Origin of the sequence: Methylophilus sp. VKM B-3414 (genome assembly GCF_032248435.1) — a bacterium.
GTDB classification, from domain to species: domain Bacteria; phylum Pseudomonadota; class Gammaproteobacteria; order Burkholderiales; family Methylophilaceae; genus Methylophilus; species Methylophilus glucosoxydans.
The window spans coordinates 145,052-165,531 of sequence record NZ_JAVTLI010000011.1 but is presented as its reverse complement, the minus strand read 5'-3'; the positions used below and the strand labels follow the sequence as shown (position 1 = coordinate 165,531).

At 53.6% G+C, this 20,480-nt stretch carries 20 protein-coding genes; 12 read left to right on the top strand and 8 right to left on the bottom strand.

Features of this window, described 5'->3' with window-relative positions; all coding sequences use genetic code 11:
- The 4 genes from Q9292_RS11870 to Q9292_RS11855 are packed head-to-tail and all read left to right on the top strand — an operon-like array spanning position 1 to position 3,390.
- Positions 1 to 930, top strand: a complete 930-nt coding sequence (locus tag Q9292_RS11870; protein WP_313988298.1) for a hypothetical protein — start codon at positions 1 to 3, stop codon at positions 928 to 930.
- The gene (locus Q9292_RS11865; RefSeq protein WP_313988295.1) at positions 930 to 1,898 is read left to right on the top strand and encodes a vWA domain-containing protein; all 969 of its coding nucleotides are present in this window, start codon (positions 930 to 932) and stop codon (positions 1,896 to 1,898) included. Before Q9292_RS11870 ends, Q9292_RS11865 begins: the two co-directional genes overlap by 1 nt.
- Complete coding sequence (locus Q9292_RS11860; protein WP_313988293.1) at positions 1,895 to 2,431, top strand: hypothetical protein; 537 nt, start codon at positions 1,895 to 1,897, stop codon at positions 2,429 to 2,431. Before Q9292_RS11865 ends, Q9292_RS11860 begins: the two co-directional genes overlap by 4 nt.
- Entirely contained in the window at positions 2,431 to 3,390 is a 960-nt protein-coding gene (locus Q9292_RS11855; RefSeq protein ID WP_313988291.1) for a VWA domain-containing protein, read from the top strand. Before Q9292_RS11860 ends, Q9292_RS11855 begins: the two co-directional genes overlap by 1 nt.
- Here Q9292_RS11855 and Q9292_RS11850 read toward each other — a convergent pair.
- A complete protein-coding gene (locus Q9292_RS11850; protein WP_313988287.1) occupies positions 3,387 to 4,544 on the bottom strand; it encodes a metallophosphoesterase in 1,158 nt (385 codons plus the stop codon). The two genes, Q9292_RS11855 and Q9292_RS11850, sit on opposite strands and share 4 nt — an antisense overlap.
- Before the next feature lie 109 nt (positions 4,545 to 4,653).
- The gene (locus Q9292_RS11845) at positions 4,654 to 5,526 is read right to left on the bottom strand and encodes a zinc dependent phospholipase C family protein (protein WP_313988285.1); all 873 of its coding nucleotides are present in this window, start codon (positions 5,524 to 5,526) and stop codon (positions 4,654 to 4,656) included.
- A gap of 146 nt (positions 5,527 to 5,672) precedes the next feature.
- Between Q9292_RS11845 and Q9292_RS11840 the strand changes: the two genes are divergently transcribed.
- The 3 genes from Q9292_RS11840 to Q9292_RS11830 all read left to right on the top strand — a co-directional run bounded on the left by Q9292_RS11840 (position 5,673) and on the right by Q9292_RS11830 (position 8,228).
- The gene (locus tag Q9292_RS11840; RefSeq protein ID WP_313988282.1) at positions 5,673 to 6,872 is read left to right on the top strand and encodes a glycosyltransferase; all 1,200 of its coding nucleotides are present in this window, start codon (positions 5,673 to 5,675) and stop codon (positions 6,870 to 6,872) included.
- Positions 6,873 to 6,999: 127 nt separating this feature from the next.
- Positions 7,000 to 7,368: a putative quinol monooxygenase gene (locus Q9292_RS11835; protein ID WP_313988280.1), complete on the top strand. Its 369-nt coding sequence runs from the start codon at positions 7,000 to 7,002 to the stop codon at positions 7,366 to 7,368.
- 137 nt (positions 7,369 to 7,505) lie between these two features.
- Positions 7,506 to 8,228 (top strand): MgtC/SapB family protein, encoded by a 723-nt coding sequence (locus Q9292_RS11830; protein ID WP_228518754.1) that lies wholly within the window; start codon positions 7,506 to 7,508, stop codon positions 8,226 to 8,228.
- Between the two features lie 106 nt (positions 8,229 to 8,334).
- Here Q9292_RS11830 and pstB read toward each other — a convergent pair whose 3' ends face one another.
- The 6 genes from pstB to Q9292_RS11800 form a co-directional block, all read right to left on the bottom strand.
- Positions 8,335 to 9,114: a phosphate ABC transporter ATP-binding protein PstB gene (pstB, locus tag Q9292_RS11825; protein WP_194748145.1), complete on the bottom strand. Its 780-nt coding sequence runs from the start codon at positions 9,112 to 9,114 to the stop codon at positions 8,335 to 8,337.
- 25 nt (positions 9,115 to 9,139) lie between these two features.
- Positions 9,140 to 10,078 carry a phosphate ABC transporter permease PstA gene (gene pstA / locus Q9292_RS11820; RefSeq protein WP_194748144.1) on the bottom strand — a complete coding sequence of 313 codons (939 nt, stop codon included), beginning with the start codon at positions 10,076 to 10,078 and terminating at the stop codon, positions 9,140 to 9,142.
- A gap of 101 nt (positions 10,079 to 10,179) precedes the next feature.
- Positions 10,180 to 11,106, bottom strand: coding sequence for a phosphate ABC transporter permease subunit PstC (gene pstC, locus Q9292_RS11815; RefSeq protein WP_194748465.1), 927 nt, complete (start codon positions 11,104 to 11,106; stop codon positions 10,180 to 10,182).
- Positions 11,107 to 11,214: 108 nt separating this feature from the next.
- Entirely contained in the window at positions 11,215 to 12,210 is a 996-nt protein-coding gene (locus Q9292_RS11810) for a PstS family phosphate ABC transporter substrate-binding protein (protein WP_194748142.1), read from the bottom strand.
- 124 nt (positions 12,211 to 12,334) lie between these two features.
- A complete protein-coding gene (locus tag Q9292_RS11805; RefSeq protein WP_194748140.1) occupies positions 12,335 to 13,336 on the bottom strand; it encodes an inorganic phosphate transporter in 1,002 nt (333 codons plus the stop codon).
- 9 nt (positions 13,337 to 13,345) lie between these two features.
- Entirely contained in the window at positions 13,346 to 14,002 is a 657-nt protein-coding gene (locus Q9292_RS11800) for a DUF47 domain-containing protein (protein ID WP_194748138.1), read from the bottom strand.
- A gap of 170 nt (positions 14,003 to 14,172) precedes the next feature.
- On the opposite strand from Q9292_RS11800, the gene prfB reads away from it, so the two are divergent.
- The 5 genes from prfB to Q9292_RS11775 all read left to right on the top strand — a co-directional run bounded on the left by prfB (position 14,173) and on the right by Q9292_RS11775 (position 20,459).
- Positions 14,173 to 15,277 (top strand): peptide chain release factor 2 gene (gene prfB / locus Q9292_RS11795; protein WP_194748464.1). Its coding sequence is split into 2 segments (ribosomal slippage): positions 14,173 to 14,253 and positions 14,255 to 15,277, totalling 1,104 coding nucleotides; the frame shifts between segments, so codons are not numbered across the junction.
- A 3-nt stretch (positions 15,278 to 15,280) separates the two neighbouring features.
- Positions 15,281 to 16,549 (top strand): hypothetical protein, encoded by a 1,269-nt coding sequence (locus tag Q9292_RS11790; protein ID WP_313988273.1) that lies wholly within the window; start codon positions 15,281 to 15,283, stop codon positions 16,547 to 16,549.
- A 4-nt stretch (positions 16,550 to 16,553) separates the two neighbouring features.
- Positions 16,554 to 17,213, top strand: coding sequence for a hypothetical protein (locus Q9292_RS11785; protein ID WP_313988270.1), 660 nt, complete (start codon positions 16,554 to 16,556; stop codon positions 17,211 to 17,213).
- A gap of 32 nt (positions 17,214 to 17,245) precedes the next feature.
- Positions 17,246 to 20,023 carry an ATP-binding protein gene (locus Q9292_RS11780; protein ID WP_313988268.1) on the top strand — a complete coding sequence of 926 codons (2,778 nt, stop codon included), beginning with the start codon at positions 17,246 to 17,248 and terminating at the stop codon, positions 20,021 to 20,023.
- Positions 20,024 to 20,156: 133 nt separating this feature from the next.
- Positions 20,157 to 20,459 carry an EF-hand domain-containing protein gene (locus Q9292_RS11775; RefSeq protein WP_194748130.1) on the top strand — a complete coding sequence of 101 codons (303 nt, stop codon included), beginning with the start codon at positions 20,157 to 20,159 and terminating at the stop codon, positions 20,457 to 20,459.
- Positions 20,460 to 20,480 lie beyond the last annotated feature (21 nt).

Here is a 20,480-nt window from a genome sequence, read left to right as displayed (position 1 = left end):
TTGATAGTTTGCTTAACCGGCTTGATCTGGATGGCACCAGTCAAGGCCGAATCCCTGGCCAAAGAGGATACGTCTGCCCCTCAAGCGGTCGCCTCCTCTGCAGCCCAGGCCATCCAGGTGTTGCATCTGCAAAATCCTGCGCACTATGCAGGCATTCAGATTGGCGATGTCCTGCAACGGCGCATCACGCTGTCCGTCCCTGAGTCGCTGCAACTGCAGCCCGACAAGCTCCCAATCAAGGGCGTGCAGCGTAACGGTATCGAGTTAAGGCAGGTGCAAGAGACGCATGCCAGAGAAGCGGGCAAAACGGTGTATACGCTGACGTTTGAGTATCAGGTGTTTGCCAGCAGCGGCCAGCCCGTGCAATTAGCCTTACCGCCCGAACCGATTGTGTTTACGAGTGGCGCCAGCGTGACGCTACCCGCCTGGCGCTTTTGGCTGATGGCGCAACTGCCTGACCGGATGCAACCGGCCAAACCTACCTTGCTGGGCCAGCACCGCGCAGTCTTACTGGACACACACCCCTTAAGCCTAGGCTTGCTGGTCAGTGGGGGGCTGGCTTTGCTGGGCAGTTTAATTTTGCTATACCGCAATGCCAGCTGGGCCTGGTTGCCCATGCTGAATGGCCCGTTCGCTCAGGCCTATCGGCGCCTGCAACGCTTGCCCGCCACCCAGGAGGGGGCAACCCGGGCAGCACTGGCGATGCAGCAAGCCTTTAACCAGCATTTTGGCCAGCAGATGCTGGCCAGTCAGGTCCCTATGTTTGTCGCCAAACAGCCTGCATTTGCGGCGTATACCGACCAGATTCAGCAGTTTTATGCGCAATCCAATACGCTGCTTTATGGTGACCAGCTGCCTGCGGCAGCCGATTATCTGCAGCAATGCAAGATGTTGACACGTCAGTTGCGCAGTTGTGAGCGGGGCGTCTGATGCACAGCCTGAGTCCCTGGTTTTTACTCCTGTTGCCGGTGATTGCCATCCCGTTTTTGCTGACCAGCCGCCATGCGCAAACTTACTCGTGGCTGGAGATGGTGCCGGACGATCCGTTCTCCGAGCGCATTCATCTGCTGGTCAAGGTCGCAACGGGTCTGATGCTATTGTGTCTGGTGCTGGCCCTGGCCGGATTGCAGGGCGATAGTCATCAGGAAAAGAAAATAGGCAAGGGCGCGCAAAGCGTGTTTGTGATTGACCGCAGCGTCAGTATGGACCATCCGTTTGCCGGGCAAAGCGTGGGCGGGCGCGCCGCTGAAATCAAGTCTGCGGCGGCCAGACGGCTGATTACCGCCTTTATTGACTCACGGCCTGATGACATGATGGGGGTGGTGGGGTTTACCAATTCAGCGTTGTATGGCATGAAAATCACCACCAACCGCGACGGTATTCACGCTGCGATCCAGGCAGCGACGGGGCCAGCCATTAACCAGACCAATATCGGGGCGGGTATTACGCATGCCGTGACCCTGTTCGAGCAGATTCCCAGTACCGGCTCACGCGCGATTGTGCTGCTGTCCGACGGCGCCGGTAAGTTAAGCCCGCGCGTCAAATACCAGATCCGCAAACAGCTGGTGGGTAAAAAGCTCAATTTGTACTGGATTGTGTTGCGTGAGCCGGACGACATCAGCATTTTTACGCAAAACAGCTATGACGATGACCATCTGCCCGAGGCGATTGCGCTGGACCGTTTTTTTCAGTCGCTCAATATCAAATACAAGGCATTTGAAGCGGATAACGCCACCGCACTTGAATCCGCCTTGCGTGAGATTGACGCCAAGGAAAAGAACCTGATTCAGTACGACATCATGATTCCGGGCCATGATTACGCCAGGGATTTGATCATCGTAGCGTTATTGCTGGGGCTGGCCCTGTTGTTGATTAAACAGATAAAGGTATACGAATGAGCATCTATCGCAAACATGCCAATACACTCTGGCTGGGCCTGACGCTGGCAGGCCTGGCAGGAACACTGTATTTTGGCTGGCAATTACACGCTACACGCGTACTCAACGCCAAGATCGACGCTGGCGAGGTGATTAAAACGGGCGGCCAGGCTTATCTGCAGAAATTTACTGCGGCGTATGACCAGGGTCAGCATGGCGACTATAAACATGCGGTGCAAACCTATGGCCAGGCCCTTGAGGCATCGCCGCCTGCCAATGCACTGCCGCATATCCATTTTAATATTGGCAACAACCTGTTTTTGTCCGGCCTCGTACGCACGGTTAACGAAGATGGCTCGTTTCAGGATGAAGCCCGCTATGCGTTTAGCCAGGCCAAAATTGCTTATGAGCAGGCCTTGCGTTTGCAACCGGATGACCAGACGGCAAAATTCAACTTGTCGCTGCTGCATTCGGTCATGGCACGTGGCATGCAAGCCGGTAGCAAGGAGCAATCGCATATGGAACTCAGTAACTTACCGATAGGATTACCCTGATGCGTGGATGGGCGTGGTTAAGCAAACATTATGAGCCGGTCTGCTACGGTTTGGCCCTCGGCCTGCTCGGCTTGGCGCTGCTCAAGCCTGAGGTCCAGCTCAAGCAGCAGGTGCAGCATTATTTGATGATTGCCGATGTGTCACAAAGCATGAATGCAGAGGATGTGCTGCTGAATCAGCAGACTGTGAGTCGCCTGGCCTATAGCCAGCATTTAATGAAGCAGTTGGTGCAGCGATCTCCTTGTGGCACATACTTTAGCCTGGGCATTTTTGCCTCGGATAATATCGCCATGCTGCAAACGCCGCTGGAGGTATGCAAAAACCTGGATGTGATTACCGACGGCATCGACCACCTGGAATGGCGCATGGCCTGGAAAGGCAACAGTCGCCTGAGCTTTGCCGTGCATGCGGCGACCCATGTCTATGATGCGCTCAATCAACCGGCGCAAATGCTGTTTTTTACGGATGGCGATGAAGCGCCGCGCGTCAATGTGACGATCAAACAGGACTTGAGCGGGGTACAGATTGGTGAGTTTTTCACCTTTGTAGGTGTAGGCGGCGCAGAAAAAGTGGCGATTCCGCGCTACAACTCTGCCAATAAACGCGTCGGGGACTGGCCGGTGAGTGACAACAATAACGCGGGGGCTGTTGGCGTGACCTATGCCGACCCCAGCCAGGATGAGCCAGATCCACCTGTGGCTTACGCCGAGTATGACCGCATGTTGTCGCAGTTGGAGGAAGACTATTTAAAATCACTGGCGGCCGAGTTTAAAGGTAGTTATGTCAAAGGCGTAGACCAGCCAGCTTTTTACCAGGCATTGGCGGCCAAGCCAGCCACCGCCAGCTTTGTCACCGATTACCCTTTACGCAGCTTTTACCTGCTGTCTGCCCTGGTGCTGATACTGGCGACTTATGTGCCCGATTTGCGCATGCGGCGAACGGCAGGGGCGCGCAATTAATCCTGTGCAGGCATCAAGGTCAGGCAGGTAATTTCAGAAGGGGAACCAAAGCGGTTGGGGGGTCCCCAATAGCCTGTGCCGCGACTGACATAAATCCATAAGTCTTGCAGGCGGTGCAGCCCGGCGACATAGGGTTGTTGCAAGGGCACAAAGTATTTCCAGGGCCAGAACTGGCCACCATGTGTATGCCCGGATAGCTGCAAATCAAAGCCGGCCGCCTGGGCGGCTTCGGCAGAGCGTGGCTGATGCGCGAGCAGGATTTTAGGCGCCGCCACAGGCGCACCGGCAATGGCGGCCTGAGGGTCGCTGTGGTGATCCTCGTAAAAGCTGCCAGCCGTATAGTCTGTCACACCCGCCACCACCAAGGTGGCTTCTCCGTGCAGCAGTTGCACATGCTCATTGAGCAAAACGCGTATGCCAAGACGTTCCAGTTCATGAATCCAGGCCAGGGCGCCGGAGTAATACTCATGATTGCCGGTGACAAAAAAGCTGCCATGGCGCGCTGATAACTGCGCCAGTGGGCGCGTGTGTTCCGCCAGTTCATGCACACGCCCGTCCACCAGGTCGCCGGTAATCGCGATCAAATCCGCTTCGAGCGCATTGACTGCTTGCACGATGCGTGACAGATAGGGCTGCTTGATGGTCGGGCCGACATGAATATCACTGATTTGTGCAATCTTGAAGCCATGCAGGGCGGCCGGCAAGTTGCGTAACGGCACGCTGACATGGATGACGCGAGCCAGTTTACGTGCGTGAAAAAAACCAATCAGGCTGATAACGCAGGCAATCAGCAAGGTAGCGAACGCGGTTTGCCGTTCCAGCCATAAAAAGTCCACCTTAACGACTCCTGTCGCATGTAAGCCGGCGACGGCCAACAGCAATCCATCCCGAAGCACAGTGAATACAAGCAAAGACGAAAATAGCCCCATCACCGTCATGGCGATCCAGCTCACTCGGTCTCGGAGGGTTTCGCTACGTAAACCCCGTGCCAGGAAAGCGACAGGTTGTAGCAAGGCGGAGAGTGCCAGTGCCAGCCATCCCAGCCATAACACTGTGCTTGACCAGTCCAGGCCAGACAACAAGCGGCTGCCAATGTAGTAATGCAGTAACCCGACCAGGGTTGTGGTGATGATTAAAAAACGCAGGGGAGGCATGGTTGAGCTGGAATCTTTTATGAGGAGGTCTTAGCTTAGATGGCGTTTAAACGTTAAGTTTCAAGCCATGCGGTGTGGATGACCGCTTGAGCGGCCTGATTGCGTGGCGTCAGCAATCAGGCTGGTTAAACCATTGGTGCTGATATTGCTCAAAGGCCTGGATCGCCCTCGTAGGCCTTAAGCGGGCATCTTGCAGGCATTTGCGGCGCCAGTCATCCAGCTGCTCCATACTCAGGTGAATATGTTCAGCATGCAAAGACGGAAAGTGGCCATTGAGCAGCTGCGGCATATCGTGCAGGGCGAGCGAGACCTGGCTGCGGTAATACGCCAGTTTGTGTTCAAACTCGTTATCCAGCCTGCGATAACGTTGTAACAGGTAATTCGGGATGCGAGAAAAACGCAAGGCCTGGTCGGCACTGGCCAGGCGGCTGACGGCGCGCTGCACGATGCTGGCATCACAATGCAGGCCCTGGCTCAGGGTGTCGACAATGGTATTACGATGTATGCGCAACAGTTTGCCTGGGGTCGGAATCTCGGGCTGGTGCAAATAGGCATCCATGGCCCACTCGGCCGCGGCGTGCGTGAGCAGGCTGTGGTGTTGCCACTTGGCCTCAAACGTCGGCACAAAGTGCTGGTGGGCCACTACGTCTGTGAGCAGATGCAGGTTATAGCCCACGCCCAATGCACGCTGGCGCTCATTTTTGCTTTGCAGGAGCTGTTGGCCGATGCCCCAGCCATGGCTATGGCTGAATGAGCGAGAAACCACAGCCAGGTCGGGCAGACAGGCACCAGCCATCACCAGTGAAGGGTAACGCTGGATCACGCCCAGCCAGGACAAAGGAAGCAAGGGCAGTGTTTGTAACGGCAGGCTTTGTAACCACTGGTGAGTGTATGCCACATGCGAATACAATCCCCAGGCATGCGCTTCACCAGGTAGGGCGAATAACAGGCAACAGGTGATCAGTAAGGCTCGCAGTAACATGGGCGCACTTTGCGCCTGCTAAGTGACAGTTGCATGAAGTCTGTATGACATTGATATGAAAGTGATTTTGGTCATAAAACCATCATGAAGCGTTGTTAGACTCTGTAAAGTTTTTAATATGGAATCTGTGCAATACAGCATTTGTCATGAAAATATTAATGATTTCAGATGTCTACTTTCCACGCGTCAATGGCGTATCCACCAGCATCCGCACATTTGCGCAAAGCTTGCGCCAGCAAGGCCATGTGGTGCATCTGATTGCGCCCAAATATCCGGTGGCGATTGAGCAGTCTCAAACAGAAGACGAGCAGTGGATTACGCGCATCGATGCCCGCAAGATCGTATTTGATCCCGAAGATTATTTGATGAAATGGTCCGCCTTGATGGACTATGCCGGCCATTTGCATACGGGTGACTACGACCTTGTCCATATTCATACGCCGTTTATTGCGCATTATGCGGGGCTTAAAATTGCCAAACAATTGCAGGTGCCTGCGGTAGAGACCTACCACACCTTTTTTGAGGACTACATGCACCACTATTTGCCCTGGGTGCCTCGCAGTCTGGCGGTGCGGATTGCACAATCGGTCTCGCGCAAGCAATGCCAGCAGGTGGATACCGTGGTATCGCCTTCGGCGCAAATGCGTGATGTGTTGCAACAATACGGGGTGACGACACCGATTACCGTGATCCCGACCGGGCTGGATGCCTCACGTTTTATTCCCGGTGATGGTGCCGCTTTCCGTGAGAAGTATGGCATTCCCGCTCAGCGTCCGTTGTTGCTGTTTGTTGGCCGCGTTGCATATGAAAAAAATATCCAGTTCCTGCTCGAAATGCTTTCTCTGGTGATTCAGGATCATCCTGAAGTCTTGCTGGTGATCACGGGTGAAGGCCCGGCAGAAGCCATGCTGAAGAAAATGAGCCGCGACAAGGGCTTGCAACAGCATGTCATGTTCCTGGGCTACCTGGACCGTGCCATTGGGCTCAATGCGGCCTATCAGGCGGCAGATATTTTTGTGTTTGCCTCCAAGAGCGAGACTCAAGGGCTGGTGCTACTTGAAGCCATGGCGCAGGCCACGCCCGTGGTCGCGATTGCCGAGTTGGGCACGGCTTCTATCCTGCGTCAGGAGCAGGGCGCCCTGATTGCCAAAGATGACGAACTGCATTTCGCCGAACAAGTCCAAACCTTGCTCATTGATCGCCAATTGCGCGAACGCATCGGTAAACAGGGCAAGCGCTATGTGGAGCAAGTCTGGTCCAGCGATGCGCAGGCGACCAAGTTGATTGAGTGCTACCAGCGCCTGGTGCTCTCGCATTTGAGTCTTGCTGCTTCCGCAACGGCTTAATACGCCGACGCGCGCCTTTGTCTGCGATCGGGAAGATTGACGCTTGACGCTCGGGCATTGCCCAGCCAAGATGTGTGCAAGTTTGTGTTTAACAAACTCAATATAAAACACATCAGGAGAATCAAACATGTTTACAACCGATCAATGCTGTACGCTGGTGCCTTATTTTGAGGTACAAGCCGAACATCTGGCAGCATTCAAAGCACTGGGCGCAACATTCGTGGAAAAAACACGCCAGGAAGCAGGTTGCCTGCACTACGCTTTTTCGTTCAATGGTAATATCGCGCATTGCCGTGAAGGCTACCGGGACGCTGAATCATTGCTCGCACATCTTGAGAATGTGGCCGCCCCCTTAGCCGAGGCACTGAAACTGGCCAAAATTATCCGTCTCGAAGTGCACGCGCCTGCCGCCGAGATTGAAAAACTGAAACAGCCGCTGGCAGCGTTAAATCCTGACTTTTTTGTCCTTGAACCAGGGTTGCGCCGTACCGCCTGAATCACGATCATCATCTGATCCTGGTTGAGCGTCTGATCAAAGCGCCACGAGTTTCGTGGCGCTTTTTTATTGGACGTTCTTCACACAGACCAAGCGTGTTGTTTTGACAAGAGTGTTGTTAGGAAAAGGGATGTTGCATGACGTTGCAAGCGATGCAAAATATTAATCTGGTGTCGTTGCTCGACTCATTGTTGAGCTTGTCGACGGCCTTTGTTTGCGGGGCTATTATCGGCTTTGAGCGGCAATACCGCCAACGCACCGCCGGTTTACGCACCAATGTGCTGGTGGCCATTGGCGCCGCCATTTTTGTGGATATGGCCAACCGGCTCATGTCGCATGATGGCGCGGTGCACGTGGTGGCCTATGTCGTCTCCGGTATCGGGTTTCTGGGCGCGGGCGTGATCATGCGTGAAGAGGGCAATGTGCGAGGCTTGAATACGGCAGCTACGCTATGGGGTTCTGCGGCCGTGGGGGCGTGTGCCGGTGCTGACCTGTTGCTGGAGGCCTTCTTGGGCACCTTGTTTGTGCTGGCGACCAATACCTTGTTACGCCCGGTCGTCAATCAGATCAACCGCAAACCCATCAATACCTTGCATGTGGAGGCGACAACGACGGTGTATGTGATTGCTGCGCGCCGTTACCAGAAAGAGGCGATGAGCTTGCTTGAAAGCACGCTGGAGCAAGCCAAATATCCGACCAAGCATTTGCAGATGCATGCGTTTGGTAACGATTGTGTTGAAATTGAGGCCATGTTGCTGGCCAGTGCCATCCGTGAAGCCGAGCTGGAAGCGGTGATTCAGCAATTGTTGACCTCACCTTATGTCTCGCAGGCGTTCTGGAGTCCAAGCATGCTGGATTAGCCGTTGGGCTGAAGGCGGCTCACTGCGCAACACGTGTTATGAAAGCGCATGATTAACGCGCATAAAAAAACGCCGCAATCTGCGGCGTTTTTTATAGGACGGGCAATTAACCAAACTTGCCGGTGATGTAGTCTTCGGTTTCCTTGCGGCTGGGGTTGGTGAAGATCTTGTCAGTGTCATCATACTCGATCAACTCACCCAGATACATGTAAGCGGTGTAGTCGGACACACGAGCTGCCTGCTGCATGTTGTGCGTCACCACCAGAATAGTCAGTTTGCTGCGCAGTTCGACCATCAGTTCTTCAATGTTGGCTGTTGCAATTGGGTCCAGCGCAGAGGTGGGCTCGTCAAACAGCATGATTTCTGGATCAGTGGCCAAGGCACGGGCGATACATAACCGTTGTTGCTGACCACCAGACAGGTTAAAAGCGAGGTCATGCAAGCGGTCTTTGACTTCGTTCCACAACGCCGCGCCTTTCAATGCTTCTTCAACCTTGTCATCCATAATGCGTTTGTTGTTTTCACCACGCACACGCAGGCCATAAGCCACGTTTTCATAGATGGATTTTGGGAAGGGGTTAGGCTTCTGAAACACCATGCTAATGCGCATACGCACTTCGATGGGGTCTACGCCTGAATCCAGCACATTGGTGTTGTCTGGATGCATCACGATCTGGCCCTGGTATTTGTTGCCAGGATATAAATCATGCATGCGGTTGAAGCAGCGCAGGAAAGTGGACTTTCCGCAGCCTGAAGGGCCAATCAGCGCGGTGATTTTGTTCTCGTACAAAGGCATGGAGATACCTTTGAGTGCGCGTGCGCCGTTGCTATAAAAAAAGTTTAAATCGCGTGCTTCGGCTTTAATTGCAGTAGTGACAGTGGCCATGAAGTTTCCTAATTCTTGTGTGGCATTACCATTTAATATTTTTACGGATTTTATAGCGCAACCAGATGGCTGTACCATTCATTAACAGCGTGACGATGATGATCAGCGCCCCGGTGGCTGCCGCATTGACATGGAACGCATGGTCAGGGCGGGACAACCAGTTAAACATTTGAATCGGCATCACAGTAAAGCCTGAAGATAACCATTCGAAATTCAGGAAAGGCGGCTCCAGCGTGATCGGGCTGGGTGGCAGGAAGGCAATAAAGGTCAGCGCACCAATGGTAATGATGGGGGCTGTTTCACCCAACGCACGTGCCATGCCAATAATAATACCGGTCAGGATACCGCCATAAGAGTATTTAAACACGTGGTCATAGACGACTTGCCATTTGGTTGCGCCAACGCCGTAGGCCGCCTCACGGATAGACAGTGGGATAGAGCGGATCGCTTCTCGGGTTGAGACAATGACAATCGGTAAAATCAGCAACCCCAGGGTAAGGCCTGCGGTCAGGATGCTTTGACCAAAGTCCAGCATGTAGACAAACAGACCCAGCGCCAGCAGGCCGTAGATAATCGAAGGCACACCGGCCAGGTTGGACACGTTAATTTCAATCAGGTCGGTAAACCAGTTTTTCGGCGCATATTCTTCGAGATAAAGGCCAGCAGCAACCCCGACAGGGACTGCGGTCAGGAAAGTAACGGACATCACTAGCAAAGAACCTACCCAGGCAGACAGCAGGCCGGCTCTGGCCGCACGGCGTGATGGGAACTCAGTCAAAAAGTCCAGATTGAATTTTGGATAGCCATCCGCAATCAGTTGCCAGAACAGCAGCATCAGCGTAATCAGGCCCAGCATGAGGCAGATCAGGCCGATGGCGGCAAACAGGGCGTCATTACGCTTATGACGTTTAATCATGGCGCGGACTTCGGCCAGATTTTCGAGGACTGAGGCTTTATGTTCCATTTGGTATAACTTCCGCAAGTGCCGGTAAGCAAGGGTTACCGGCAGTGTATGGTGGTGATATTTCAGTAATAAGACAACGGGCAGACTTTACGAGTCTTTGTTTAGTAATTTTCGCGGTATTTCTTGCGTACCCAGTGACCTACGATATTGAAAGACAGTGTCATGATCATGAGTACCAGGCCGGCGGCAAAAATACTCTGGTAGCCTATGCTGCCATGCGGCAAGTCACCCATGGCCACCTGTACGATGTAGGCGGTAATCGTGGCAGCGCTGTCTAGCGGATTAAAGGTCAGGTTAGGCTGTTGGCCTGCTGCAATGGCAACCACCATGGTTTCACCCACTGCACGAGAAATCGCCAGAATATAGGCCGCCACAATACCTGAGACTGCGGCGGGTGTGACCACTTTAATCGCGGTCTGGAAACGGGTTGCACCCATGGCATAAGAACCTTCACGCATGCTCATGGGCACGGCGCGCATGGCATCTTCGGACATGGAAGCAATGTAAGGAATAATCATGACGCCCATGACAATCCCGGCGCCCAGCATGTTAAAACTGGGTAGCTGAGGGTAAATGGCTTGCAGCATGGGAGTGACAAAAAACAAGGCAAAGTAACCAAAGACAACGGTAGGGACCCCCACCAGCAATTCCAGAATCGGCTTGATGGTTTCACGGGTTTTATGTGAAGCAAATTCTGACAGGAAAATTGCCGAAACGGTGCCAATTGGCACAGCCACGGCCAGCGCAATCGCAGAGGTGGTCAAAGTGCCGGAAACCAGCGGCATGATGCCGTAGTGCGCATCTTCAAACAGTGGCGTCCATTGGCTATCGGTTAAAAAATCGACGACAGACACTGTTTTAAAGAAACTCAATGATTCAAACAGCAAAACCCCCACAATTGCAAACGTGGTTGCCACTGCGACCAGCGCGGCGGTCATCAGGATGAATTCAATAATACGTTCTTTGACGTTACGACGAATATTCTTCGCCAGTCGTGGGCTGATAGTCAGTTGCGCAGGTACTTGCATTGCTTGAGTCGCCATAGTGTGATCTGTCAGGGGTGGATTTTAGCGGATAATCGGTTGTTCAGGCCGGCTTGTCAGTAAAAAAGGGGCATTTAAGCCCCTTTGTCATCATTACTTGATTCGGGACAACAAATCAGTAATTTTGATACCGACTTCTGCTGTGCCGTTAAACCCTGTGCCTGGTTTCATGGCTTTGAAGTGTGTTTTCACTGCTTCGTAATCTTCTTTTGGCAGTGGCACGTATTTGACTTCTTTCACCAGTAGTGGCGCATTTTCCAGGTAGTAATTCACAAAGGCTTTCACTTCTGGTTTAAACGCAGCAGCTGTCGCGTTCACGTAAATGAACAGTGGACGTGACAATGGCTGATAAGTCCCGTCCATCACAGTCGTTTCAGAAGGCAACACTGGTTTAGCCCCTTCTTTGGCAACCACTGGCACCGCTTTCAGCTTGTCAGTGTTTTCCTGATAGTAGGCCATGCCGAAGTAGGCCATGCCACCCACGTTACCGGCAACGCCTTGCACCAGTACGTTGTCGTCTTCTGACGGTGTGTAATCTGTGCGGCTAGCTTTTGCCTTGCCGTTAACTGCTTCGGTAAAGTAGTCAAACGTACCGGAAGCCGTGCCTGGACCGTACAGGTTGATGGCTTTGTCTGGGTAAGTGGCGTTCACTTCTTTCCAGTTTTTCACTTTGGAACCTGGTTCCCAGATTTTTTTCAGTTCGGCGACGGTGATTTGTTTCACCCAGTCGTTTTTGCTGTTCACAACCACAGTCAGTGCATCATAAGCGATAGGCAGTTCGATGAATTGAACGCCACCTTCTTTACAGGCGTCGATTTCTTTTTGTGAGATCGGGCGGGAAGCATCGGAAATATCGGTTTCGCCGCGGCAGAATTTTTTGAAGCCGCCACCAGTGCCAGATTCGCCAACCGTGACTTTCACGCCTTTGCTGCGTTGAAACTCTTCGGCAACGGCTTCGGTGATTGGGTAAACCGTGCTGGAACCATCAATTTTGATGATTTTGTCCGCAGCCGCTGCGGTGTGCGCGAAGGTAAAGGCCTGTGCGACCAGTGCGGCTATCATGGTATTGCGGAACAAACGGGTTTTCATCTAAGGACTCCTGTATTTGAGTGTGGTTTGTATGTGATGACGGAATCATAAAAACTTAATATGACAGAAATGTGACAAAAGCCAAAAAAGACCTTGGGCAGGTCCTTTTTAGCTTACGTCAGGCTTACAGCACACTTTCGCCAATATGGTAGGCGATGGCTGCCATGATGGCGGCACAAGGAATCGTCAGCACCCACGCCCAGACAATGCGTGACGCCAGGCCCCAGCGCACCGCGGTCATGCGGCGCGAGAGGCCGACGCCGACAATGGCGCCGGTAATGGTGTGCGTGGTCGACACCGGGATGCCCAGGCTGGTGGCCAGGAACAGCGCAATCGAGCCTGAGGTCTGGGCCGCAAAGCCGCCAGTGGGGCGGATTTTGGTAATGCCCATGCCCATGGTGCGCACTATGCGCCAGCCCCCAAACAGTGTGCCCAGCCCCATGGCCAGCTGACAGGCAATCACCACCCAGAAGGGCACATGAAAGTCACCTTGCAGATAGCCATTGGCAAACAGCAGCACGGTAATGATGCCCATGGTTTTTTGCGCATCGTTGGCGCCATGGCCAAGGCTGAATAAAGAAGACGAGATAAATTGCAGCTTGTTAAAGCGGCTTTCGATTTTATAGGGCGAGGATTTCTGGAACGCCCACATGATGCCGATAGAGAGCAACAGCGCCAGCAACATGCCAAATAACGGCGACAAGATAATGGCAATGCCGGTGCTGATGAGCTTACTGCCGAAAATGACGCCTTGGGTGCCGGAGTGGGCCATGCCTGCGCCAATCAGGCCGCCGATCAACGCGTGGGAGGACGAGGAGGGGATGCCGAACCACCAGGTAATGACATTCCAGGCAATCGCCCCGAACAAGGCACCAAACACTACGGTATTGTTGACGATGTTAGGGTCTATGATGCCTTTGCCAACCGTGTCGGCCACATGCAGGCCAAAAAACAGAAAGGCAACAAAGTTAAAAAACGCGGCCCAGATCACGGCCGCCTGTGGCGTCAGTAAACGGGTAGACACCATGAGCGCAATCGAATTGGCCGCATCGTGAAAACCGTTCATAAAGTCAAAGATCAGCGCCACGATGACCAGCACTGCCATGACCACAATCACATGATCCATGGTCGTGTCCTAGATGCGTTCTAGCACGACACCGTGAATCACGTCAGCGACGTCTTCGCAGCTGTCGACCGCTTCTTCAAACAGGTCATACAGTTTTTGTGAGCGGATCAAACTGCGTGCGTCACTGTCTTCGGCAAACAGCCTGTGCATGCCTGAGCGCATGATGTGATCGGCTTCGCCTTCGATCTGGCTGATCTCTTCACAGGTGCGCAGAATGCGTTCGGCATTTTTCATGTCTGACAGCATATGCACCGCATCCCTTACCTTTTCTGCTGCCCTTAATAAGATCTGTGCCAGGGCGACCATTTCGGGGGTGAACTTGCTGTGACCATAAATCTCGGCGCTTTGCGGAATCGCTTCCATAAAGTCAATGATGTCATCTAGCGCCATCGCCAGTTCACGGATTTCGCGGCGGTCAAACGGGGTAATAAAGGTTTTATGCAGTGAAAGCAGAATTTCCTTGGTGTATTCATCTGCCTCGGATTCGATTTTGCGGATTTCGGCAAAATGCGTTTCAAAGCCTGCCTGATCAACAACGGCCGCCATCAGCGCAAGGACTTTGGAGCCACGGACTGCACAATCAGCCAAACGGTTAAACAGGACAAAATAGTTATCGTTTCTGGGGCTGATCGCGGCCATGATGCGGCCGAAAGTGGCATTCGCCATTGAGGACTCCCTATACGTTCAAAAGTTTTGTGACAGTAATTTTACTATTTTGTGACAATCATTGTGACAAAAATATGGGGCCGTCTGACTGTGGGCAGCGTAAGTTACGCCTGAACCAAGGGCATAGCTGCGTTATAATGCTGGTTTTTACATTTTTATACTCACAGAAAATGGAAGCCGAACACCTTAATAGTATTGCCAATGCACTGAGCGACCTGACCCAACGCCACGAAGCGCTTCGGGGGTATCTTTGACTACGAGAACAAGCAGCAACGCTTAGCCGAAGTTAACGGCCTGCTCGAGGATCCTAAAGTCTGGGATAACGCCGAAAAAGCGCAAAATCTGGGCAAGGAAAAACGCATGCTTGAAAGCGTGGTCATGACGTTGGATGATGTGTCTCAGTCATTGTCCGATAGCCGTGAATTGTTTGACATGGCGCGTGAAGAGGGTGATGACGACACATTGCTGAGTGTGGAGGCTGATGCCCAGAAGATAGAAAAAATCGTTGCCGAGATGGAATTCAAGCGCATGTTCTCGCAGCCGATGGACGCCAACAATTGCTTTATTGAGTTTCAGTCCGGCAGCGGTGGCACTGAAGCACAAGACTGGGCCGGCATGTTGCTGCGCATGTACTTGCGTTACGTAGAGCGCAAAGGTTTCAAAGTCGAGGTGCTTGAGGAATCTGAAGGCGACATTGCCGGGATTAAAGGCGCATCGATTAAAGTGACTGGGGATTATGCGTTTGGCACCTTGCGTACCGAAAGCGGGGTGCATCGCCTGGTCCGTAAGTCGCCCTTCGATGCCAACTCCAAGCGTCATACCAGCTTTGCCAGCGTGCAAATCTTCCCGGAAGTGGACGATTCGATTGAAATTGAAATCAATCCTGCAGATTTGCGCATTGATACTTATCGCGCCAGTGGTGCCGGTGGTCAGCATATTAACAAGACTGATTCTGCCGTGCGGATTACCCACTTGCCAACGGGGGTGGTCGTGCAATGCCAGAATGACCGTTCACAGCATAGAAACAAAGAAGAAGCGATGAATATGCTGAAAGGCGCCTTGTATAACCTCGAACTCAGCAAGCGTAATGAAGAAAAGCAGGCGCTGGAAGATGCCAAAACCGATATTGGTTGGGGTCACCAGATCCGTAGCTATGTGCTGGATCAAGGACGGATCAAAGACTTGCGTACCAATGTTGAAATCGGCAATACGCAAGGCGTGCTCGATGGTGATCTCGATCCGTTTATCATGGAAAGCTTGAAGCAGGGCCTGTAATAGATGTCAGAAGTCAGTGATGTAAACGCGTTTGAGGAATTCCTCAAACCGGGAGTCTATGTTCAGGATATTGATGCATTGTTTCCCCTGTTGCAGTCCTCACACATCATCGATGTGCTGATCGGGCTGTTCCGCGGCGGCCGTGATGAAGTGATGATTCGCCTCGCCGTGATGCGTGAAATTGCAGCCCGGGCAGAGTTGCCCGAGTGGACGCCAGCCCAGTTGCAAAATCATCTTTCTTTTATTGATGCTACCAAGCTGGAAACCGTGTTGCACCGCTTGCGCAGCCACGACTTGCTGCAATGGGACGCAGACCGCCGTGTGTACCAGATTTCTGCCGCGGGCCGCATGGTGTTGTCTGCCATCAGTGGCTTGTTGCGGTTTGGCGAAGCCGATGACGAGTTGGGCTACCTGATGTCGCAGGCGGCGGGCGGCAGTGCCGTCGGTGAACTCAGTGCCGAGCACTTGAGTCACGTGCTGGCCAAACTCACCGAATACGAACATTTTTTCCAGGAAGCGATTGCCTCAGGTTCCGAGTTCAGGCTGAAGTCGGCGCAGGCCAGATTGAGCAAGGCGCAACCCTGGATTGAAAAAGCCACGGCACTGATCAATACCATTTCAGAAAACGGCATGGATGATGCCGGTTGGCAAATTGTGCATAAAATTGCCAACCAGCAGTCGCGTTTACTCAATATGGCCTCGGTCTTTCAGCGTGAACTGGCCAAAGTGGCCAGGCAGCGGGTCATGCTGTCGCAAGGCGGCCTGAGCTCCACCGAGTTATCCGCCTGGTTGCAGCAACGCAGCGTTGAGTCGCTGGCGCAAATGGGCGCGCGGATGGCAGTGACACCAGAACCACTGTTTGTGCTGCCCGACGTGATGCTGGATATTGCCGATGACGTGCTCGAACGTGAAGTGGCAGTGCCTAAAGTCTCTGTCATGCCCCCGGATGTGGAAGTCACCCCTGCGCAAACCGAAGCCTTTTCTTACCCGCCACAACTCACCGACCTTACGCGTGTGCTGGCACAACTCGAGGACGATAGCGCATTGCCAGACGTGGTCGTTGGTGGTGGCTTTGCCCAGGCGTCTTACCGCTATTCCCTGCTGACCTTTTTAGGTGAAAAACATGAGGATGCCGACTTGAATGCGCTGGCAGAACAACCGTTCCGCCTAACGCACGCACTGGATGCGCCACTGCAAGCCGTACATCGAAACGAGGTGGCCGCCATGACCGCCGGTCAATTAATTAAACATACGCCAGCCAAGGAGGGTTAACCGCATGCAACAAACAAGCGAACAACTGGCCGCCAGACTGATTGCTCATCGTTATTTACCGCGTTCTGATGAAGTCATCAGGCGCGTGCTGTTCGACCTGGACTTTCGGGTCTCGCTCGAAAACAACCTCAAGGCCTGCGGTTTGCGCTTGCTGGATAATCCTTACGCCAGCCACGTGGCGGTGGGGCTGCACCAGGACGCAGAACGTGCTGTGATGGATGATGGTCAGCAATGGCTGAGTAATAATATTGGGTTGCCCAAAGATACACTGGCCCTGACCGTGGTGCTGTGGGCCTTGATTATCCTGCCCAAGCGCGAACGCCAGTTGGGGCGGGAAGCCGCACTGGAGTCACAAGGCGAGTTATTTGGCACGCTAGTCAAAGCCGAGCCGTCAGAGGAGTTGTCACGCGGCATCCCGGAAAACGTGTTGCTTGAGGATTTTGGCAAGTTGCTAGGCGGCAAAGGCCGTATCAGTAATTTTGCCTTGCCACAGTTATCGCGCCTGGGACTCATCGAACGCCGTAACAAGATTATTTACGAAGGTCCTTTACTCGACCTGGTGTTTGACTATGCCGAAATGGCCCCGCGCATCATCCAGGGCGCCCTGGGTGATCTGATCCGCGAACAGTCGCAGAGCGCTGGCGCGGGTCAGGCAACTCCTTAAATCAATGAACACACAGAAAGACGATCAATAAGATGTTCAGGCTAAATCGACTGGAAGTCGTACATTGGGATTACTGGCAACGTTTTGTGGTGCCGCTGGATGCTTCCATTATTACTATTGTCGGGCCCAATGGCTCGGGCAAAACCACGCTGCTGGATGCCATGCGGACCTTGCTGGCGCTGGAATGCTCAGGCTCTGGTTCAGGGAAACGGGATTACAAGCGCTATGTGCGTCGCAACGGCGAAGATTTTTGCTGGTTGCTGGGCGTGGTAGACAACAGTCGCCCTGTCGGGAGCAGCAAGCGCCCATTCGGCATTCCGTTCATGCAGGACAAAATCACACTGGCTTGCCATATCGAGAAAAAAGGCGGTGACTGGGTACGGCATTACTGGGTGGCCGATGGTGAAGTGGCACTCAAGGACATGGCGCAACAGGGCCAGGAATTTGGGGTGCGCGATTATCAGCGTCTGCTGCATGAGGCCGGATTGTCGCCCGCCATTGCCCGTGTGCTGTCACTCGAGCAAGGCCAGACCGACAAGTTATGCGAATACAAGCCACGCGAGTTGCTCGATTTGGTGTTTGATGTGTTTGGTGACAAAGAGATTCTGACCCGCTATCAGGAGGCCAGGCAGCATCAGCGGGCCACCGAACAGGAGTTGCAATACACACAAAATAACCTGAAGGCGCTGGAACACAGCCTGCAAACCCAGGAGCAGCGTGTGAACCGCTATCTGGAATGGCAGCAGCTGACCCAGGAGCAGGCCTTGCTGGTGGAAGAGGTGAAACCCCGGCTGGAGTTTTACCAGTTGCAGGAAGAAGCGGAGCGTGCGGCCCGCAGCCTGGATGCCAACCGTAAAGAGCGTGAAGGTCTGCAGGCAGACCTGACGGCCAAGACCAGTGAACTGGACTATCACAAAACCCAGGCAGAGCATTTGCAGAGCCAGCAGCAAGCCACGCGTCTGCATGAAGCCGACTTGAGCCAGCAGGTTAACCAGCTCAACAAGGAGGAGGGCAAGCTGGAAGCGGTCCTCGAGCAGAAGAAGCAGCTTGAAGCACAAGCGGCATTGAGTGCCGACGTGGTGCAAGCAACGACCGAGCTGGGGCAGCTTGAGCAGCAGCGTAGTGCCTTGCAAAACCGGTTGTGGGCCAAACAGCAACAGCAGCAGCAATGGCAACATACCCTGGAAAACCTGAGCAGCGGGCGCCGGGCAGATCCACACGAAGTGACGGAGTTCAGGCAGGCGCTGAGTAAGGCTAATATTGCGCATGACACACTGGCCGATATTCTGGAAGTGACGGATGCCGGTTGGCAAACAGCCGTTGAGGCGGTATTGGCACCGTTTGCGCATGTCATCATGCTGCACAGTGAAAAACAGGCCGAGACGGCCTTTGCGCTGGGTGAAAGTCTGAAGTATCGTCACCTGATTGTGCCGGAAAGACAGTTGGCCGGTTTGCCACCCAAAGGCTCTTTGCTGGAAGTGATAAAACTCAAACAACCGGTGGCGCCCTGGATGCTGGCGATGCTGGAACGCACGCAACGGGTGGAAGATACTGCCGCCGGCGTTGCCTTGCCACGCGGTGAGGACTGGGTGACACGTCAGGGCTACTTGCGCGAGCGTCGTGGTGGCCGGCATGCGGCCCCGAATGAACCTAGGTTTGGTAAAGCCAGGCTGGACAGTTTGCGCCAGAACCTGCAACAGATCGAAACCGAGATCAATGTCTTGCAGGATGAACTGCATCCGTTGCGACAGCAGATTCAAACCCTCAAAAATGCGCTGGCCGGGGTCGATGCAGCCGCACAACTGGCGGCACGTGCCGAGCAGTTTGCCAGCGTTGAGCGGCAGTATGCGGACGTCAAGGCACAACGGCAGGCGGTCGGCGAGAAGTTGTATGAAGTGTCGCAACTGAATACACAGCTGGAGGAACGTATCCGCGAGTCTATCCGTGCTCAGGAAAGCATACGCAACAAGATTGCCCAGTTGCAAAAAGACATTGTCGATAAAGAAAACCGCGAAGGCTGGGCTGAGCAAGAGCGTCGGCTGGAGCGTATCCGTCACGACCAGCAGAAATTGCCCGCAGACTGGCAGGAAACTGCGGCCAACAAGCAGCTGCTCGAAAAGTGGGAGAGCCCACGCTTGGTGGATATTCAAATTGAACAGATAGCCAAGCGACTGGAAACGCAAAGTTGGGAGACCGACCCTTATGTAATCGCCATGCGCGACAAAATGCAGGCGGATTACCTGACGCAAAAAGAGGATGTTGAAAGCCGCGAACGTGACAACCGGGCTGCACAAACGCAAACCGAACATGCCCGTGAAGCCTATATTGGCCGCTTGCGTTACTCTGTGAGCAAGTACAGCAAAAACCTTAAAGAGCTGGCCAAAATGGCCGATGTCGATGTCGATTGTGCGCCGGTCGCGCTGGAGGCAGATGATCTGACCTTGTCACAAGCCGGGCTCGAAGTGCGGTTTGGTTTTGACGACAAAGGCTTGTCTGGCATGAATGATGGGGATGCTTCTGGCGGTCAGCAGGTCATGAAGTCACTGATTTTGCTGGTGGCGCTGATGATGGAAGAAACCCGGCCAGGTGGGTTTGTCTTTATTGACGAGCCGTTTGCACACCTGGATATTTTCAACATCAAGCGCGTGGCCAGATTCCTGCAGGCGACCAAGGCACAATACCTGCTCACGACGCCGGTGACTCATAACGTCGATGTGTATGACCCTTCGATGTTGACGCTGGTCACCGCCAAGAAGCAGGCGAATGCCGGCTGGGCGCCGCGGGTTGGCGTGCTGGTGCGCGAGCATTAGTCTCCGATTGTCCGGTTATGCCCGGGCCGGACAATCGCCATTCGATACAAACCGCTACATTACGATACACCGTTGCCGTTATGCCGCGCTTACAATGGCCTGGTGATGATGACATCAAGCAGGAGGTGGCGACATGGCGAGTATTCTTTGTACTGTGAGTGCGCAAATCACACAAAACATCTTTTCGCGCATCGATTTGGAACACTGCGGCTTTTTGGATCAGCGTGCCTTGCAGCGCGCGTTGAAAGACCTCAGTCAAGCAGAGGTGCGCAGTTTACTCCACAGGTTAGACCAGGATGGGGATGACCGCATTTCCCCTTATGAACTCAATCTGGCGATTATCGACTGGTTGAGTCAGACGCAACTGCAGTCCAGGCAGGCACCGGTCAGTCCCCTGTTTGCCCGATTGGTCAGTGATTACGGTCCTGCGCACTAATCTGTTTGTATCAGGCGCATA

Coding starts and splice junctions, on each gene's coding strand:
- Q9292_RS11845 (WP_313988285.1), bottom strand. CDS start 5,526: ATGTTACTGCGAGCCTTACTGATCACCTGTTGCCTGTTATTCGCCCTA.
- Q9292_RS11835 (WP_313988280.1), top strand. CDS start 7,000: ATGTTTACAACCGATCAATGCTGTACGCTGGTGCCTTATTTTGAGGTA.
- pstB (WP_194748145.1), bottom strand. CDS start 9,114: ATGGCCACTGTCACTACTGCAATTAAAGCCGAAGCACGCGATTTAAAC.
- Q9292_RS11830 (WP_228518754.1), top strand. CDS start 7,506: ATGACGTTGCAAGCGATGCAAAATATTAATCTGGTGTCGTTGCTCGAC.
- pstA (WP_194748144.1), bottom strand. CDS start 10,078: ATGGAACATAAAGCCTCAGTCCTCGAAAATCTGGCCGAAGTCCGCGCC.
- Q9292_RS11855 (WP_313988291.1), top strand. CDS start 2,431: ATGCGTGGATGGGCGTGGTTAAGCAAACATTATGAGCCGGTCTGCTAC.
- Q9292_RS11780 (WP_313988268.1), top strand. CDS start 17,246: ATGTTCAGGCTAAATCGACTGGAAGTCGTACATTGGGATTACTGGCAA.
- Q9292_RS11840 (WP_313988282.1), top strand. CDS start 5,673: ATGAAAATATTAATGATTTCAGATGTCTACTTTCCACGCGTCAATGGC.
- Q9292_RS11775 (WP_194748130.1), top strand. CDS start 20,157: ATGGCGAGTATTCTTTGTACTGTGAGTGCGCAAATCACACAAAACATC.
- Q9292_RS11790 (WP_313988273.1), top strand. CDS start 15,281: ATGTCAGAAGTCAGTGATGTAAACGCGTTTGAGGAATTCCTCAAACCG.
- Q9292_RS11805 (WP_194748140.1), bottom strand. CDS start 13,336: ATGGATCATGTGATTGTGGTCATGGCAGTGCTGGTCATCGTGGCGCTG.
- Q9292_RS11860 (WP_313988293.1), top strand. CDS start 1,895: ATGAGCATCTATCGCAAACATGCCAATACACTCTGGCTGGGCCTGACG.
- Q9292_RS11850 (WP_313988287.1), bottom strand. CDS start 4,544: ATGCCTCCCCTGCGTTTTTTAATCATCACCACAACCCTGGTCGGGTTA.
- pstC (WP_194748465.1), bottom strand. CDS start 11,106: ATGCAAGTACCTGCGCAACTGACTATCAGCCCACGACTGGCGAAGAAT.
- Q9292_RS11865 (WP_313988295.1), top strand. CDS start 930: ATGCACAGCCTGAGTCCCTGGTTTTTACTCCTGTTGCCGGTGATTGCC.
- Q9292_RS11800 (WP_194748138.1), bottom strand. CDS start 14,002: ATGGCGAATGCCACTTTCGGCCGCATCATGGCCGCGATCAGCCCCAGA.
- Q9292_RS11810 (WP_194748142.1), bottom strand. CDS start 12,210: ATGAAAACCCGTTTGTTCCGCAATACCATGATAGCCGCACTGGTCGCA.
- Q9292_RS11785 (WP_313988270.1), top strand. CDS start 16,554: ATGCAACAAACAAGCGAACAACTGGCCGCCAGACTGATTGCTCATCGT.